At 52.7% G+C, this 16,842-nt stretch carries 13 protein-coding genes and 2 pseudogenes; 5 read left to right on the top strand and 10 right to left on the bottom strand.

Annotation, left to right across the window (positions count from 1 at the left end; genetic code table 11):
- Nucleotides 1–80 precede the first annotated feature (80 nt).
- On the top strand, nucleotides 81–1,604 hold the full coding sequence (locus ACOBR2_RS09820; RefSeq protein ID WP_420239836.1) for a sialate O-acetylesterase: 1,524 nt from the start codon (nucleotides 81–83) through the stop codon (nucleotides 1,602–1,604).
- Nucleotides 1,605–1,771: 167 nt separating this feature from the next.
- Here the strand turns inward: ACOBR2_RS09820 and ACOBR2_RS09815 are convergent, their stop codons facing one another.
- The 3 genes from ACOBR2_RS09815 to ACOBR2_RS09805 form a co-directional block, all read right to left on the bottom strand.
- Entirely contained in the window at nucleotides 1,772–1,933 is a 162-nt protein-coding gene (locus ACOBR2_RS09815) for a TetR/AcrR family transcriptional regulator (RefSeq protein WP_420240002.1), read from the bottom strand.
- A 288-nt stretch (nucleotides 1,934–2,221) separates the two neighbouring features.
- Nucleotides 2,222–2,979, bottom strand: a protein-coding gene (locus tag ACOBR2_RS09810) for an IS5 family transposase (RefSeq protein ID WP_420237023.1) whose coding sequence is annotated in 2 segments (ribosomal slippage) — nucleotides 2,222–2,664 and nucleotides 2,664–2,979 — 759 coding nt in all. Because the reading frame shifts where the segments join, the coding sequence is not laid out codon by codon here.
- Between the two features lie 943 nt (nucleotides 2,980–3,922).
- Entirely contained in the window at nucleotides 3,923–5,158 is a 1,236-nt protein-coding gene (locus ACOBR2_RS09805) for an ISL3 family transposase (protein ID WP_420236124.1), read from the bottom strand.
- A 7-nt stretch (nucleotides 5,159–5,165) separates the two neighbouring features.
- Here ACOBR2_RS09805 and ACOBR2_RS09800 point away from each other — a divergent pair.
- The 3 genes and pseudogenes from ACOBR2_RS09800 to ACOBR2_RS09790 form a co-directional block, all read left to right on the top strand.
- Nucleotides 5,166–5,987: pseudogene (locus ACOBR2_RS09800) on the top strand (IS5 family transposase); the annotation flags it as partial.
- A gap of 324 nt (nucleotides 5,988–6,311) precedes the next feature.
- The gene (gene tnpB / locus ACOBR2_RS09795) at nucleotides 6,312–6,785 is read left to right on the top strand and encodes an IS66 family insertion sequence element accessory protein TnpB (protein WP_420239835.1); all 474 of its coding nucleotides are present in this window, start codon (nucleotides 6,312–6,314) and stop codon (nucleotides 6,783–6,785) included.
- Nucleotides 6,734–7,477: pseudogene (locus tag ACOBR2_RS09790) on the top strand (IS66 family transposase); the annotation flags it as partial. The gene tnpB and the pseudogene ACOBR2_RS09790, both read left to right, overlap by 52 nt.
- Before the next feature lie 123 nt (nucleotides 7,478–7,600).
- Here ACOBR2_RS09790 and ACOBR2_RS09785 read toward each other — a convergent pair.
- On the bottom strand, nucleotides 7,601–7,963 hold the full coding sequence (locus tag ACOBR2_RS09785) for a transposase (protein ID WP_420239834.1): 363 nt from the start codon (nucleotides 7,961–7,963) through the stop codon (nucleotides 7,601–7,603).
- A gap of 273 nt (nucleotides 7,964–8,236) precedes the next feature.
- Entirely contained in the window at nucleotides 8,237–8,494 is a 258-nt protein-coding gene (locus ACOBR2_RS09780) for a hypothetical protein (RefSeq protein WP_420239833.1), read from the bottom strand.
- 127 nt (nucleotides 8,495–8,621) lie between these two features.
- Here ACOBR2_RS09780 and ACOBR2_RS09775 point away from each other — a divergent pair, with 127 nt between their 5' ends.
- A complete protein-coding gene (locus ACOBR2_RS09775; protein WP_420239832.1) occupies nucleotides 8,622–8,966 on the top strand; it encodes a sensor histidine kinase in 345 nt (114 codons plus the stop codon).
- A 153-nt stretch (nucleotides 8,967–9,119) separates the two neighbouring features.
- Here ACOBR2_RS09775 and ACOBR2_RS09770 read toward each other — a convergent pair whose 3' ends face one another.
- The 5 genes from ACOBR2_RS09770 to ACOBR2_RS09750 all read right to left on the bottom strand — a co-directional run bounded on the left by ACOBR2_RS09770 (nucleotide 9,120) and on the right by ACOBR2_RS09750 (nucleotide 16,820).
- Complete coding sequence (locus ACOBR2_RS09770; protein WP_420239831.1) at nucleotides 9,120–10,121, bottom strand: YncE family protein; 1,002 nt, start codon at nucleotides 10,119–10,121, stop codon at nucleotides 9,120–9,122.
- Nucleotides 10,122–10,259: 138 nt separating this feature from the next.
- A complete protein-coding gene (locus tag ACOBR2_RS09765; RefSeq protein WP_420239830.1) occupies nucleotides 10,260–11,651 on the bottom strand; it encodes a sensor histidine kinase in 1,392 nt (463 codons plus the stop codon).
- Nucleotides 11,648–12,337, bottom strand: coding sequence for a response regulator transcription factor (locus ACOBR2_RS09760; protein ID WP_420239829.1), 690 nt, complete (start codon nucleotides 12,335–12,337; stop codon nucleotides 11,648–11,650). The genes ACOBR2_RS09765 and ACOBR2_RS09760 overlap by 4 nt, the downstream gene beginning before the upstream one ends.
- 74 nt (nucleotides 12,338–12,411) lie before the next feature.
- Nucleotides 12,412–15,525: an efflux RND transporter permease subunit gene (locus ACOBR2_RS09755; RefSeq protein ID WP_420239828.1), complete on the bottom strand. Its 3,114-nt coding sequence runs from the start codon at nucleotides 15,523–15,525 to the stop codon at nucleotides 12,412–12,414.
- Entirely contained in the window at nucleotides 15,525–16,820 is a 1,296-nt protein-coding gene (locus ACOBR2_RS09750) for an efflux RND transporter periplasmic adaptor subunit (RefSeq protein ID WP_420239827.1), read from the bottom strand. Before ACOBR2_RS09750 ends, ACOBR2_RS09755 begins: the two co-directional genes overlap by 1 nt.
- Between the last annotated feature and the right edge of the window lie 22 nt (nucleotides 16,821–16,842).

Genomic DNA, 16,842 nt, shown 5'->3' with positions numbered 1-16,842 from the left:
ATGTTTTTCACCCTTACACCGTCGAGGACGCCCTGCTTGCAGTGGCGTCCTCGTCTAATCAACCTAATCGAGCCACATCCATGAAAAAAAGTACATTTAACATTGTCGTTCTCTTTCTTCTGGTTATCTTTGCTCTGCGCGCAGAATCTGAAATACGCCTTCCGAACGTGCTCGGCAGCCATATGGTGCTGCAACGCAACCGGCCAATTCATCTATGGGGATGGGCCAGTCCCGGCGAAGTTGTTACAGTTGATTTCCACGGCGTTCGCGCTTCCAGCACAACGGATGGTCTTGGTCACTGGAGTCTCTATCTGCCAGCAGAGCCCGCAGGTGGTCCCTATGCACTTACGGTATCCTCGTCCAACTCCGTTAACCTGACGGACGTTCTGGTTGGGGATGTCTGGTTTGCCTCAGGGCAGTCCAACATGCAACTGCCGCTGATGGGATTTCCGAACAACGCTACAGTGACAAACGGCCTAGCCGAGATTCAAAACGCCACACATGCCACGATCCGGCTGTTGCATATCAAGGAGAGATCTTCTTACTACCCTCTTGACGACATTGAGGGGAACTGGACAAATTGCACTCCTGAAACTGCCGCAAGTTTTTCCGCCGCAGCCTATTTCTTCGGGCGCGAGATCGAAGAAAAAGAACACGTCCCGGTTGGTTTGATCGACTCTACATGGGGTGGGACAGTAGCGGAGGCTTGGCTCTCGCTGGAGGCAATTGCATCCGACTCATCGCTCATGCCGATCTTCGCCACCTGGGCTGCGATGACGGAAAAAATCCAGGACACGCCCGCGATTGAAGCAAAAGAAAAGCGCGAAGATGCTGCCGCGCGCGCATCTGGACAAACGCCGCTGCAGCATGTCTGGCATCCTGATCCGCTTTCCTGGCAGCCTGCAGGCCTCTACAACGCCATGGTGAATCCCTTCATATCGTTCCCCATCTGCGGAGTGATTTGGTATCAGGGCGAGTCCAATAGCGCTCTTGACCGTGCGGCCATGTATCAGCGCATCTTTCCAGCCCTGATCTCAGACTGGCGCAGGCATTGGAAGGAAGGTAACTTTCCCTTTATCTACACGCAAATTTCCAGCTTCACCTCTACACCGCAAGAGAATTGGGCTGTCATCCGGGAGGCTCAACGCCGCACCTTGTCTCTTGCCAATACCGCCATGGCTGTCACCATCGACATTGGCAATCCGGATAATGTTCATCCCGCAGACAAGCAGGATGTTGGCCATCGTCTGGCCCTTGCTGCGCGCGCAATCTCCTACGGCGAGCGCATCGAATACTCTGGGCCGCTCTACCGTCAGGCCAGCATAAAAGGCAATTCGATTCGCGTGGATTTTGATCAGAACAAAAATGGCCTAGTTGCAAAAGGTGGCAGGCTCACAGGCTTCGAGATTGCAGACGCAGATCATGGGTTCGTTCCTGCTATGGCAAGAATCGATGCGGGCGGCGTAATTGTTTCAGCCAGCGGCATGGCCAATCCAAAATATGTCCGCTATGGATGGAGCAATGCGCCCGTCATGAATTTATTCAATGGCAACGACTTGCCAGCATCGCCATTCACCTCGGAAGATACGATTCCGGCACCGTAACTTTTTCTGCCTTCGCGCAGGCTTCGATCTTTTCTCCAACGTCTTTGGATGTCAACGTAGACGAAGATTTGCTGATCCATTTATGACATCTATGGTTCCTTCTATAGCGCTCTGCATTTGTTGAAAAGGACCGGATTAAAATTTCCTGGTCTCTTGGATAGTTACAACTATTTTTTCTCCAAGTGTTTCAGAATGGTAACAAGTACGTCCTCTTTGTTGCGGAAGTACGTGTAGAAGCAACATACGGAACTCTTGGCCTCAGCGGCGATCATAGGAACCGTAGTAGCGTGGTAGCAGCATTTGCTGAAAAGCCCAATTGCAGCCTCCAGAAGCGTTCTTCACCGCGCATCATTTCGCAACGCTATTGCTCTCGTCTTTTGGTCGGTCATAGACATCACTTCCATGCAGGATATATTCAGTACGCAAAAGGTCGCCACGCAAGAGTCACTGTCGGATGCTCAACAAGCAAAAAACGAAAACACCCTGCGCGCCAATTAGCACAGCAGATGTCTATTGAGAGTTCATCGCAAATAAATCATTTTTTCATGTGCAATTTTGCCTGCTTGAAGACGATAGTGCCAGCAAGTGCAGTGCACGGACACTAGGGCGCGTTAACACTATCTGAGAGCTTCGACGATCAGGACGAAAATGATAAAGGCGAGAAACATGACGTCGAGTTTCTCGAATCTGGAGAAGATACGGCGTAATCCTTTCAACCTGCGAAAGAGCCGCTCAACCTCGTTGCGCCTTTTGTAGCGTTCGCGGTCGTATTCCCAGGGATCGAGGCGGTTGGATTTGGGCGGAACCACTGGAATCATGCCTAGATCAAGTACCAACTGCGGCGTTTCATTGCCCTCGTAGGCCTTATCCATCAGCATCGGAAGCCCTTCCGGCATCGGTCCAAGATCTTCCAGAAGCGCTCGGCCTTCTGGCGCATCGTGCGCGTTGCCGGGCGACAGAGCAAACACTACAGCCGTTCGAGCATCCGCGGCAACCATATGAATCTTGGTGTTCCATCCGCCGCGGGATTTGCCGATGGCCTGAGGTCCGTTTTTTTTAGCGCGCCTGTACCATCGGGATGGACCTTGATCGAGGTTGAGTCGAGCGAGAAGGCTTCAATCTTGATGCGCACGATCTGCTCGGTCTGCAACTTCTCGAAGACGCGATCCAGAACGCCGTTCTTGGCCCATCGATTCATGCGCGTATAAATGCTATGCCAGTTGCCAAATCGAGGCGGAAGACCGCGCCATTTGCAGCCTTGCTCGGCAACATACAGAATCGCGTTGAGAACCTGGAGGTTCTGCAGTTTTACATTCCCACGCTGAATCGGCAGGCTATCCTTGATCTTCTTGTACTGCTCGGCCGTGATCTCCATTAGCTCCAATTATAACAAATTTAGTGTTAACACACCCTAGTGGAACGTATCCGTACGAACAGGCTCTGGGGCCAACTCTGGTAGTCGATCAAGGCATAGCCGGGGGGGGGCACATGGAGTAGTTCCTCCGAAAGCGCTGGATCTGTTGATAGTTCAACAATGATAACTGCTACATACCTTACTCCATTTAGGAATATATATGAGGCAGACGGCGGAACCCATCAACTATTGCCAGATGCATCGAATCATAATATTGCACATGCCCTTGATGGAAGCGGGTACATGATGAGTGGGATCAATACTGATCCCAACGTGAGTTCATCTGCACAACTCGAACGATGGAGTTCTATTGTTACTGATTCTGGTGTGACGTATACAAATGGTTCAACAACAAATAGTTCCGTTATTACAGACAATATGAATAACATCATAACGATTGATGGGCAGAACAATGTTTCGGATTCCGTTGGACGGACACTCAGGTATCCCTCAACTTATCTTCATCGATCATCAACGACACTGACAGACGATGTGTCGCAATGCCCAAATCTTCAAGTAGCGGCACAACCGGCTGTATATAGCACAGAGTGGGACGTGCCTGGGCAGAATGGAACAACATCTAAGTATATATTTTGCTATACGAGCGTCTCGTATCACACTTATTTTGTGAGGGGAAGAACAACTGTCTACCAAGACGGCGCATGCAACGATGCCATCTATGAATCTGTGGCATGCGCTGCTGATGCTGCGGGCGCGGCCTATGTGCTGCAATCCTTGGTTCTGCCAAACGGTACATACTGGGGTTTTGTTTATGATTCTCAGACATATGTGCCGTCATGGTATGGACCACTGAACGACGCAGACGCGGCTAAGGTACCTGAATCGTACGGCAACGTGATAAAACTTATTCGGCTCTTGACGAGAATGTGTAAAGGCCATCGTTTTACGCGGCTTTCTGAAAGGCGACGAGTTGGGTTCTTGTGGCGGCCAGCCGTTGCGCTTTCAGCAGCAGGTAGTTGAGATTGCGGTAGCCGCGTCCGCGTCGCAACAGCGCTTTGATGTTGCCGTTGACTGCTTCGACCACCCCCAGGGGAACCTTTGTTCTGCAGTAGTTCAGGATTCCCTCCAGATGGCGAAGCAGCATGTCGGCCAACTTCTCCATGGGCTTGAGCCGCTGCCAGCGCAACTGATCGATCCAGTTCTTCAGGTAGCGCAACATCGCGCCCTCATATCTGTAGCTCCACAGCCGATCCAGACTTTCCTTGAGCAGGTACGCCTTCATCACGCGCCGGTTCAGCGCAAACAGTTCGTTGAGTTGCTGTTTTTGGCGCGCGGTCAGATGCACCCAGCGCGTCAGCAGCAGCCAGCGCTTGCCCTTGACCAGTTCCCGCGCCGGCCCGCCCTTGCGGAAGAACTCCTGGCGGCGCACCTCATCCACAGCCGCTCCGGCGTGCTTCATGATGTGAAATTTGTCATAGATGATGCGGCAGTTGGGCAGCCACTCGGCGATGCTCTGCTTGAACGGTTCCCACATATCGACGCAGGCAGCCTGCACCGCGCCACGTTGAAAGGGGCTCAGTTGCTTGGCGAAGAACTCGTCGAGCGTTTCCTTCTTCCGCTCCGCGCCGAACCACAGAGGCTCGGCGGTCCCGAGGTTGCTCACCACGGTGATGAACTTTTGCTTTTTGCCCACAAAGATCTCGTCCACACCCATCTGCCGCAAGGCCGGCTTGCGCCGCGACTTTGCCCAACGCGCCAGATACCGCTGATCGATGGCCCGCACCGTGCTCGCCGCCAGACCAAACTGCCGCGCTACTCGGCTGGCTGCGGAGCTTTCGCAGGCTTGGCCTACCGCATCCTCGAAACGCTTGCTGAAGGGCGCTTTGCCAGGAAGCAGCGGCACCTTCTCCGCCTTGACGCCGCAGTCCAGGCAACGAACCCGGTACAGCTCGATCACCACCGTGGTCAGATACTCGAAGCACGGCAGATCGCGCACTTCCCGCTCATAGCTGGCTACCATTTCGCCTGTTGGCCTGCCGCAGCCGGAACAGACCAGCAACTTGTTGGCCCGCTTGCGCCGAACCCAAAGCTTCAGCCTTTTGCCAGGCTCGTCAATCTCATGCCGGTAGACCTTGTAGCCCGGCCATCCCAATACCCGCGTCCAATCGTTGTCGCGCATCGGGAGGAGAATAGCCGATTCCACACCTCAAGCAAAACCCGCGAAAATCACGCTGCCTTACAGATTCCTGCGCAGAGCCGGTTTTTCAGACCCCGGAATGGAAGAAGCTTTCTATGATTCGCCCGCGTTGCGGCGCTTCGCCGGAGTTGATCTGGGCCGTGCCTCCGCGCCCGATGAAAGCACCATTCTGCGCTTCCGCCACCTGCTCGAAGAACATGAGTTATGCGGCCAGATACTCGATACGGTGAACCACTTTCTAGCCAGCCGGGGCATTCGCATCGGCACGGGAACCATCGTGGATGCAACGATTATCAACGCTCCGAGTTCGACGAAGAACTCGACCGGCAAGCGCGATCCTCAGATGCACCAGACCAGGAAGGGACAGCAATGGTACTTCGGCGCGAAAGCGCACCTTGGCGTTGATAGCAAGTCGGGCATTGTGCACTCAGTCTGCACCTCTGCGGCCAGCGTGGCGGACAAACATATGCTGCCTGACTTACTGCACGGCGCAGAGAAGAAAGTCTGGGGAGACGCAGGCTATCAAGGACAAACCGAGGCAATTCATGCGGCCGCGCCCGGGGCGCAAGATATGACCAGCCGCCGCACCAAGTTCAAAAATTATGTAGACGAAGAAGCCAAGCGCAAAAATACGACCAAGGCCAGAGTTAGATCGAAGGTGGAGTGGTGTTTCCGCATTCTGAAGCGCGTTTTTGGATTTACCAAGGTGCGCTATCGTGGCTTAAGGAAGAACCACGAGTGGCTTTGCGCGGCCTTTGCCCTGGTTAACCTTTACCAAAATCGCAAACGGCTGGTCGCGCTGGGGGCGTAGTGTCTCTGGAGGCCGGAAAACGGCCTCCAGAGACAAAAAACAACCACGTAGAGCCCGCGCCTGGATGCAACTGAACCCGCAATTCTGGCTATAACTGCTTCCGAACCCATTGCATTGTAATTACACCGCAAAATCGCGGGTTGTGCAGAGGCTCCCTAAGTCTGATGCAGACTCTTGTTTCCGAGCAGACGCGGCAGCAGAGCATATGTCCCAACCTGGATCTTCCGGCACTATTCGTATAGATCTTCATGGGCGTGCGGCGATCACGGTTGAGCATGGAGCAGATGGCGACCTCTTGCGAAGCATTCTGGAAACATTGCGCCGATGATCGACCTTCCCGCAGGAACACGGATTTGGATTGCCGCTGGAGTCACCGACATGCGGCGCGGGTTTCAAGGGCTGAGTGCACAAGTACAGACAGCACTAAAGCAACAACCATTTTCAGGCCATGTCTTCGTCTTTCGCGGACGGCGCGGCGACACCATCAAGATTCTCTGGTTTGATGGTGATGGTCTTTGCATCTTTGCCAAGCGTCTTGAGCAGGGTCGATTCGTGTGGCCGCAGGCTACTGAAGGAACCGTCTTACTGACTCGGGCACAGCTCGATGCTCTTGGAAGGGATCGATTGGCGCAGGCCAGAGAGAACATGGACACCGCAAGTTGCGGTATGATTAACCGCTTCGATTCTCCTTTATCCATGCACCTTATGTGGATATTTTCGCTGTGTGTTTATGGCATACTGCGGTCATGGCAGTCAGCGCACTTCCTGATCTCGATCAACTCGATGCCGCAGCCTTGAAGGCGCTACTCATGGAGCGGCATCAGCAACACGCCGAGGTCATCTCTTCGCAGTCGCAGCAGATTGAGCATTTCAAGCTGGTCATTGAGAAGCTGCGTCGCATGGTCTTCGGATCGAAGAGCGAAAAGGTCAAGATGCAGATCGAGCAGTTCGAACTGCAACTGGAAGAAGCTGAGACAGAGCAGGCCACAGCAGAAGAGAAAACAGAAGCTCTTGCCACTGAGAACAAGTCTCGATCGAAGGCGAGATCATCGCGCAAGCCTCTGCCAGCGCATCTTCCGCGTGAAGTTGTGCAGCACAAGCCGGAAAAGGATTGCTGTCCGGACTGTGATGGAACACTGCGGCTCTTCGGGGAAGATGTTTCCGAGATGCTGGAGTATATTCCTGCCAACTTCAAGGTCATTCGCCATGTGCGTCCCAAGTTCGCTTGCAGCAAGTGCAATCAGGTTGTGCAGGCTCCGGCACCTTCGCGCACCATCGCACGAGGACTTGCTGGTCCGGGACTGATTGCGCATGTGCTGGTTTCTAAATATGCCGATCACTGCCCACTGTATCGGCAGTCCGATATTTACTCGCGGGAAGGCATCGATTTGGAACGCTCCACGTTGGCCGACTGGGTTGGAGCTGCCAGTGAGTTGCTTGCGCCGTTGGTTGATGCATTGCGCAAGCATGTTCTCTCGGCAAGCAAAATCGTAAGCGTGTGAAGTTCCCCTCTTGACGATGTCAGAGATCTTGGGGTTGTTTGGCGAAGTGTCCACTTATTTTTAAGGGGACACCTATTTACTGAATATTGCACAATACAGTGACAGATTGTGTCAAAAAAAGAGTCCAGCGTGGTGCAAGAAGGAAAACGGCAGCTTGGATTGGCGCACGCGATCCATGCCGCTGCACACGCTGTCTTCTGCCTCGCCAAGTCCGGCAACACAGCGGTTGGCCAATTCCTGACCTTTGATGTTGCTCCATAAGTCCTCTACCGGATTCAGGTCAGGAGAGTAACCCGGCAGCGTCTCAATTTGCAGCCAACCACGCTGGCTCTCCAGATACTGCTTCATCTTCCGGCTCTTGTGCGCAGGCAATCCATCCCAGATCAGAATTACCTTTTGCCCGCGCAAGTGCCTCTTCAGATCACGCACGAAAGCAATCAGGCGCTCGTCGTTGTAGCTGATCAACCTGCCCACGCTGCCCATCAGCCAACTGCCCCGGTGGCTTCCCGACCAGTGGAAAAGCCATCACGCCGCTGGCCTTCAATCCCTGCAAAATCCTGCCTCGGCAACCGCATAAGGCATGGGGTTCAGATCGCGCTCACGGAACTTTCCATACGCGTGGGATGCCAGATATTTCTTGAGAAGGAAAATCTAGTGGAGTTGACAGAAGGCGGTAGGGGCCTGGTCAACGTCTTACGTGATTATCTGGCTTGGCTTGAAAAACAGAAGTAGTAGAGAAACGATCATTTAAGGCTTGTGAAATCCATGTGCTTCTCGCATCTCTTCGTCGATTTCGGCGGAATATACTGGACAGGAGTTGAGGAACTTGTACTCTTCCAGATTCTGCACATCTTCTGGGCAGATCAGATGCAGATTCTTCAAGAGCGCAAGCATAGTTGCGCGGTTGTCAAAACTGCGGACGCGTATGGGGACATCCTTCAATGGACCTGAGACAAGCACATTGAAACCATAATTAGCCAAAAATATAATGATTTTTACCGTCATGGCAATAGCGCCTCCAAACTATTTTATCGGTGCTGGCAATTCCTGGGATGGCCGAATCCATCGTATCTTATCTGCATCCTTGGGGGAACGAATAACATGTTGAATCGATGAAGTAGCGCATAAACCTGTGGTTCCTGATCGCCAGGTCTTGATGGATAATGCCTGCCGCTATACGGCACTTGGTGGATCCATTCTACTGTGTGTTGAGCAAGACGATAATACTGTAAGGTTTACAATTAAGGACAGTGGCATTGGCATCGCGGAACAGGATCTTCCGCACATCTTCGAGCGATTCTACCGGATAAACAAACCTCTACACCAGGAACAAAGCGGTTCTGGTTTGGGGTTTTCGCTTGCCAAGTGGATTGTCGATCAGCACAAGGCTTCTATTGTTGTTGATTCCATTCAAGGTGCGGGTTCTTGTTTTAGCATCATTTTCCCACTCTTCGTTCCCATAAGCCGCACTCCTTAACCTGTCCCGAGAAAATGGGGCAGGCGCTTATTGGTCCGGACAAAAATATTTCCCCACCCTAGCCGCAAAAACAAAGACGCGACAAGGGTGGGGAAACTGGTTTACTGCAAAAGCAAAGAGCGGATCAATAGTCTTCGAGCCGGAGAGCTTTGGCTATTCTGCCTCGGCTTCAATGATCATGAATGTTCCAGGTTTTGCTTTTGGACGACCGGTAGTCGATGGTTCGAATTCTGCCGTAGGAAGAAAGATACGTTTGCCACTACCACCCATGGTGCGTGCTCCTTCGGCAGTCTTCAGGATTTGCAAGACCTCGAACTTGCTTGCATTCTCGCCCACAATGGTGAGCGATCCATCACGGCAGCTAGCAAAAGCCTGACCATCGATATAGGTTGTAGCGTCAACACCCGCGCCGATGGGTAATGCTGCCTCAATCGTGCCGGTGTCGGCATTCATGACAACAAGCTTTTGAGGGTTGCGGCAACCGATAAAAAGACGGTGGTGGATCACATCCATGGACATGCCAACAGGACGTCCGCCGGGTGTTACAGGCCACTGTGCCACAACTTTGCGCGATTGCAAAGAGACGACCGCCACAAGACTTTTGTCTGCAAGGTTGATATAGGCCTTGCCTGAGCCATCTACTGCCAGGAACTCAGGCGCACCGGGAAGTTTGATTGGCGCACCTATCGATCCTGTCTTTGGGTCGATTTCCGGTTTGAATGCGAAAAGCGCGTTTCCATCTCCAGAAACGGCAAGCACCAGGTCCGTGGAGGGATCGTAAATAATGCCGTCCACGTCGGGGATGGCAGTAAGCCGGTCCAGAACCGCATACGTGGTCAGATCAAAAACGAGGATGGCTCCGCTACCGCCTCCATCCGTGATAAAGCCGCGATTGAGCTTAGGTACAATGGCCACGCCATGGGAGGATTTTTGCCCCTGGATATCGGCAATGAGTTTGCCTGTACCAGTGTCTACAACCTGTGTATGCGTCGTTCGCGTAACAAAGAGGCGATGATTCGCGTCATCGACAGTAACATAATCCCATCCACCCTCGCCGCCGATGTGAAACGTCTGTTTCACGCTCCAGGCGGGTTGGGCAATGGCGGTACATGCAGCGCTGCAGAACAGACATAGAGCAGCCAATGCGTATTTCATTTGCATTCTATTTCTCCTAACGAACAATCGAAACTCTTAACCAGCAATCATCGGTTGTAGAGGATCTTAGCCCAGGAACCTTAAGATAGAATCAAGATGAACCGAAAAATATAACGAAATACGTAAACATGGAACGGCTCACATAGAGGGCAATAAAACCGTTACGCATGTTCCTGAGCCTTGAGCGCTTTGAATGCTGATTTCGCCTCCGGAGCTTTCCACAATACTCTTGCAGATGGCAAGACCCAGCCCTGCCCCACCTGTCTGACGCGACCGTGAAGAGTCTTCACGAAAAAAACGTTCAAAGACATGGGGAAGATTTTCTGGCAACATCCCGGAGCCAAAATCCTGCACCTTGAGAATGGTATGGCCAGTTCCCAGGCTAGAAGCCAGAATCATTATCTCGGATTCCCTATGGCTATGCTGAATCGCATTCATGACGAGGTTGGAAATAAGTGTCTGCGCGGCCTCAGGAAGCATCTTGATCGCGCTAGCCTGATTACACGATGAACGAAGTATGATGCCCTGAAGATTCGCGAAATTATTTAGCCTGCCAAGAATAATTTCAATTTGTTCTTCCAAGGAACAGTATCCAGCAGCAGCAATGGCTGTTTCCTCAAAGCGCGCAAGGGCAAGCATATGTGCGGCCAGTTCTTCAACGCGTGTATTATCTTCCAGGATACGATCAAGGCCTGCCTGATATTCTTCTGTGCTGCGGGTACGTAAGCCAAGAACTTGCACGCTGGAACGAACAATGGCGACGGCTGTTTTGAGTTCGTGGGCCGCATCGCTGACAAACTGTCGCTGCTGGTCGAATACACCCCTAAGCCGCGCCATTGATTCCGCAATGGCCACCGCAACCGGTTTTAGCTCGCGAATGCTCATGGATGAAGCAGGCGCTTCAAATTGCAAAGAGCGGGCTTCAATTGCACCGGCCTCTGTGGCAAGTTCCTCCAGAGGGCGCAGCAGGCGGCGCAGTAACACCACGATCAACACCGCAGTTAAACAGAAAAGCGTGGCGCTGAGAAGCAGGTAAAACCTCACTGCTTCTATAATTTCATTCCATATATGATCCATAGGAATGGCATAGAGCACCTTAAATGGACGCTGCCGTCCTACGCCCCCGGTCTCATAGCGGTCGATAATGCGCAAAGCCTGACGCTGGTATATGCGATATTTGTGGCCATTGAAGCTGACTTCGCCAAAACCATCCATAGCCAGCGGCGGAAGTAACTTCGCCGTATCTTCAGAAGCACCGATCAACCGATGATCGGAAGAATATGCAACATAGAGGTCGCCATGACGGGGTCTGAACTCTTTTGAATTAACCGTAACGTGATCTTCGGGGTCTTCCGCATCTTGTACCGCGCCAATCAGCGAGTCAGCGCTTCCACGTACCATCTCGTCCAGTTCGTGGAGACGCGCATGCCGTTCGTGCAATATCGCGGTACCACAAAGAATCATGCCACAAATGAATTCAATACCTAGGACTAACAATGTGGCATCGCGAATGATCGAGCGCATTTTCATGCGGATACCTCACTGCCTGCAGAGAGGCGATATCCGCGACCGCGGATATTTTCTACAACTGTCTCAGCGGTGGCCGCACGCAACTTCCGACGCAGATTGGAGACGTGCGCCTCAATCACATTGGAATGATGCTCCCACGTGAAATCGTAAAGATGTTCTAGCAGATTCTGCTTGGAGATGATTTGCCGCGGATGGTGCATCAGATATTCAAGGATGTGGAATTCCGTTGGGGAAAGATCAATCTGCTGGTCGCGCGCGGAAACAGTTTGCTCCGTCAGGTTGAGTGTAACGTCGCCAACGGTAAGATGCGTCTGGCGCACCCCCTTTCCGCGACGCACCAGAGCGCGAGCGCGGGCAATTAATTCGCCCAGGTCGAAGGGCTTCGTCATGTAATCATCAGCGCCGATATTGAGTAAAGCGATAACGCTTTTTGTCTCGGAAATGGCGGTAAGGATGAGCACTGGCGTCTGATTGTGTTGAGCGCGAATCGACTGAAGAACGTGCTGGCCATCGGGTTCGGGAATCATGAGGTCGAGCACGATAAGATCAAAAGCTACAGTCGCGCAAAGAAGCAATGCGCTGTTCCCATCGTGGCAGACATCGACAGCATACCCAGGACCTTCGCGCAGCGCGAGCGCGATATTCTCGGCCAAACGATGTTCGTCTTCGACAACCAAGATACGCACAGTCGGCTCCTTATTCCATCAACCTGCATCGATTGTATGCGGACAGACGCAAAAGCGTATTGTGATTGAGCACCTTAATTCTCCTCGCAATTCACTGTCTGCATACGATTCCGCGTGAGCAGGAAGTATACAACTGGCGTGACGATGAGGCTAAGCAGCATGGAGATGAGCAAGCCTCCGATAACGGCGATAGCCAACGGCTGCAGCATCTGTGAACCTGCTCCTAACGCGAAGGCCAGTGGCAACATACCACAGATAGCGGCAATCGCCGTCATCAGAATAGGACGGAGCCGCCGCTGTGCAGCATGAATCATTGCATCCTGCGCGGACATTCCTTCGGCACGGTAACGCTCTTCGGCATCGAGCAACAAAATGCCGTTTTTAGCGACGATGCCAATCACCATGATAAGTCCCATGAACGATGCCACATTAAAGGTTGTGTGCGTAACAAGCAGAGCAAAGATGACTCCGGCAATCGAGAGCACGGAAGAGGCCAGGATGGCGACTGGAGCCGGAAAGTTGCGAAACTCCGCGAGTAGAACACCAAAGACCAGAGTCAGGGCAAGAATCAATACGCGCAGCAGATCGTGAAAAGACTTTTGTTGCTCTTCATAAGTGCCTCCGTAGGTAACATGCACCGAGGGTGGCAAATGCAGATCCGCAACCGCCTGGCGAACACGGGTCATGGCGGTGCCGAGATCTGAACCTTCCAAACGGCCGGTCACAACAACCATGCGTTGCAGATTTTCACGACGAATTTCGTTTTGGGGCGGTAGCTGCTGGATGGTAGCAAGCGAACCAAGTGTAGCCATGTGTCCGGCTGAACTTGTGAAGACTGTGTTTTTGATGGCGTCAAGTGAGGCACGATCTTCTGCCGCTAAACGAACTCGAATCGTATATAGACGGCTATTGGCAATCAACGGGTCGGAGGCTGGCAGTCCATCAAGAATTGCGGTTGCGTCCTGTGAAACTTCGGCGGGCGTAAACCCGAATCGCGCGGCAACCTGAGGATCAACCTGGAAGATGGTAGCCGGACCACTAATCGTGTTATCGATACCGTTTTCAACATCGACGACGGCAGGTACTTTCCCGATGGCTGCACCTACCCGTGGTCCAATCTCTGCGAGCGCTGCTTCGTCGGACGAGAAGATTTTGATTTGCACTGGTTCAGGCGCGTTGGAGAGATCGCCAATCATATCCTGAAGCACCTGCGTGAATTCAACATCAAGTTCAGGCTCAGTTGCCTTGATCTGCGCACGAACATCAGAAATTACATCATCGATGGCGCGATCCCGTTTGCCCTTGAGCATCACGGTAAAGTCACCGGTGTTGGCTTCGGTAACCGCGGCCAGCCCCATCTGCAGGCCTGTGCGTCGGGTAGTGCTCTCAACTTCAGGCATAGAATGCAAGATCTTTTCAACATGCTGCAGAACTCGATTGGTCTCAGCCAGAGAACTACCCGCAGGCATGATGTAGTCGAGCACAAAACCGCCTTCATCCATCTCTGGCAACAGATCGGAACCGAGTGCCTGAAAACCAAACCAGGCACCAAGAACAAGCAGGAGACAGCCCACGCCAAGCCAGAGAGGACGAGCGAGCGCCATGGTCAACACACGACGATGAAGTCCAAGAAAGCGCCCCAGCAACTTGCCTGCGCCATGTTCCGTATGCGGCTGGCTATTTGCCCTGGAGTGAAGAAAGAGGATGCTGAGGCCAGGCGTCCATGTTAGCGCGAGCAGCAGCGATGTGAGCAATGCCGCGGCCATGGTAATGGCCAATGCGCGGAAGAACGATCCTGTAACTCCACTGACGGAAACCAGCGGAAGAAAGACCACAACCGGCGTAATTGTTGAACCGATAAGCGGTGCCATGATTTCCTGCAGGGACTTCTGTACCGCCTGGGTGCGCGATTCACCGTTATCGCGATGCATAACTATGTTTTCAACAACAACGATGGCATCATCGATGACAAGCCCAATGGCTGCGGCAAGCCCGCCGAGCGTCATCAGGTTAAAACTCTGGCCCAGCATCCAGAGAACAACAATGGTGATGGCAACAGTTACGGGAATCACGAGTCCGGCGATCAGAGATGAGCTCCAATCACGAAGGAAGAGAAAGAGAATCGCACTGGCAAGAAGCAGACCAATTAAAATCGCATCGCGTACACTGGCAATGCTGTCGCGCACTAGTTGCGACTGGTCATAAAACGGCTCAAGTCTGACTCCGGGTGGAAGATTCTTCTTCAGATCCTTGATTTCCGTGGACACGTCATCGGCAACAGTGACAGTGTTGCTTGCCGGCTGGCGAGCAATATTGAGCAGGACCGCTGGCTTGCCATTTGCAGTAACAGAGGTATAAACGGGCAGAACTGATTTTTCAATCGAGGCCACGTCGGCGATACGTACAGGTGCGCCCGCGGGGGTGGTCTTGACGACAAGTTGACCGAGGCCGTCTGCATCATGTACCTGTGCGCCAACCAGGCCAAGGACCAATTGATGATTTTCTTCGTAGAGCCCGGGTGAATCTACAACATTGGATGCCTGGATGGTGTTGAGCAGGTCGGTGATGGTAACACCAGAAACCGCCATTGAAGCCAGGTTTGCGATCACATGAAATTCGGGAACCTGTCCGCCCTGAACAACTACCGTACTCACGCCTGCAACACGATTCAGTGGTGGCTTGAGTTGATAGGTCGCAATTTCCCAAAGGCGTGACTGCGGCACCGTGTCGGATGTAAGGCTGTATCCAATGATGGGAAACGTTGCAAATGTCAGGCGGTTGGATGTGATGTGCGCACTGGCAGGCAATGTTTGCTGCACGCGGTTAAGCGCGGCATCCACCAGTTGAAGCTGGCGAACCATGTCGAGGTTCCAGTCAAAGAACAGACTGACCTCGGCCGATCCGCGACTGGTAACGGAACGAACACTGCGCAAACCTGGTACGGAATTGACGGCATCTTCAATCGGGCGAGTGACGGTGACTTCCATCTGCTCGACGGGCATTACACCGTTATCAACACCAATGACGATGCGAGGAAAACTCGTCTCGGGAAAAACTGCAATCGGCACCTGCGTTGCAAGATAGATTCCGGCAATGGTAAGAACCACCGCAAAAAAAAAGATAGTCCGTGTATTTTGCGCGAGCCAGAATTTTTTTGCGCCCGAGGGACGTTCTTGGGAGGATGCCATCAATTACCTCCTTCATTCTTCTGGGAGGCAGGTTTTTCGTCGTCTGTGCTCGCCGCCTCTACCTTCACGCGTGTACCTTCATCGAGCGCGTATGCACCAGAGGTGATAACTATATCGGAAGCGGAGATGCCACCAAGAATCTGAACATCGGCTCTATCCGCAATACCGAGCGTGACCGGCTTGCGATGCGAAACTCCACCGACAATCACCATCACAGACTTACTACCATCGTCTGAGCTGAGAAGTGCGGACTGCGGAATCTTCATGGCTTGAGCAACACTTCTACCGTTGATGATCACCTTAACCGGTGTACCAACTTTCAACACACCATCGTGATTATTGATTTTGAGCCAGACTTCAACGGTGGTACTGCCAGAATCAAGCGCAGGGCTGATCAGTGAAACCTCAGCCTTAACAGGAGAATCAATACCAGGGACATGCACCACAGCTTCGTCACCTGGCTTAAGTTGTTGTGCCTGAATTTGTGCAATGTGCATTTTCGCGAGCAAGACGGAAGTATCCATCACCGTGATCAGCGGCGTCCCTGTTGGTGCTGTCTCACCTGTAAACAATGGGCGATCCGTCACGACACCATTGATAGGTGCGCGAATTTCAGAGTAACTGACCTGTGCCGCCGCACCCTTCAATTTTCCCTCTGCTGAGGTAAGCTGACCCTTCGCCACCTTGAATGCGGCATCGTGACTGACCTTCTGTACGGATTCAAGATGCATTTTGGCGGCGTCATAGGCAGCTTGCGCTTGCACAAGTGCGGCCTGTGCAGTATCAAGATCCCGGCCAGGGATTGCGCCTTCAGCAAAAAGCTGTTTGCGGTTCTTGACGATGCTTTCATTCAGGTCCAGGTTTGCCTTGGCCTGGTTAAAGTCAAGTTGCGCACGCTGAACATCTTCAGGAATCTGTGCCTTGGTTGAGGTCAGATACGCAGCCTGAGCAGCTTCATACGATCCCTTATTATCGAGTGCCGCCGCAGACAGATCCGCGTTTTCGAGCGTAACAAGTAACTGACCAGCCTTCACTCTAGTTCCACGCTGAACGTAGAATCTGCTCACCGGAGCAGAGATCTTGGGCGCGATGGCGGCCTGTGCAATAGGTGTAAGCACGGCATCGGCGGTGATATGTTCAGAAATATCGCCCAGTTCCGGTTTTTCTGCCTGAACGGAAACTTCAACGGACGGGGCTGCTTCCTTTTTACATCCGACAAGCATTGTCAGCGAGAACAGGACAAAGGCTACGCCACGAACGCTGGCGTTACGTGCCGCACGGAGCTTCAGAGACATAGACTTTGGCCTCGAATTCATG

It is taken from the genome of Telmatobacter bradus (assembly GCF_048629425.1).
In the GTDB taxonomy this organism is placed as follows: domain Bacteria; phylum Acidobacteriota; class Terriglobia; order Terriglobales; family Acidobacteriaceae; genus Telmatobacter; species Telmatobacter bradus.
Note: the sequence above shows the minus strand (reverse complement) of the source record. Positions and strands in the feature narration are given on the sequence as shown.

What these genes read in the sequence shown, in the direction of transcription:
- ACOBR2_RS09820 (WP_420239836.1), top strand. Translation starts at nt 81, where the DNA reads ATGAAAAAAAGTACATTTAACATTGTCGTTCTCTTTCTTCTGGTTATC.
- ACOBR2_RS09805 (WP_420236124.1), bottom strand. Translation starts at nt 5,158, where the DNA reads ATGCGCGACAACGATTGGACGCGGGTATTGGGATGGCCGGGCTACAAG.
- tnpB (WP_420239835.1), top strand. Translation starts at nt 6,312, where the DNA reads ATGATCGACCTTCCCGCAGGAACACGGATTTGGATTGCCGCTGGAGTC.
- ACOBR2_RS09780 (WP_420239833.1), bottom strand. Translation starts at nt 8,494, where the DNA reads ATGACGGTAAAAATCATTATATTTTTGGCTAATTATGGTTTCAATGTG.
- ACOBR2_RS09770 (WP_420239831.1), bottom strand. Translation starts at nt 10,121, where the DNA reads ATGAAATACGCATTGGCTGCTCTATGTCTGTTCTGCAGCGCTGCATGT.
- ACOBR2_RS09765 (WP_420239830.1), bottom strand. Translation starts at nt 11,651, where the DNA reads ATGAAAATGCGCTCGATCATTCGCGATGCCACATTGTTAGTCCTAGGT.
- ACOBR2_RS09755 (WP_420239828.1), bottom strand. Translation starts at nt 15,525, where the DNA reads ATGGCATCCTCCCAAGAACGTCCCTCGGGCGCAAAAAAATTCTGGCTC.
- ACOBR2_RS09750 (WP_420239827.1), bottom strand. Translation starts at nt 16,820, where the DNA reads ATGTCTCTGAAGCTCCGTGCGGCACGTAACGCCAGCGTTCGTGGCGTA.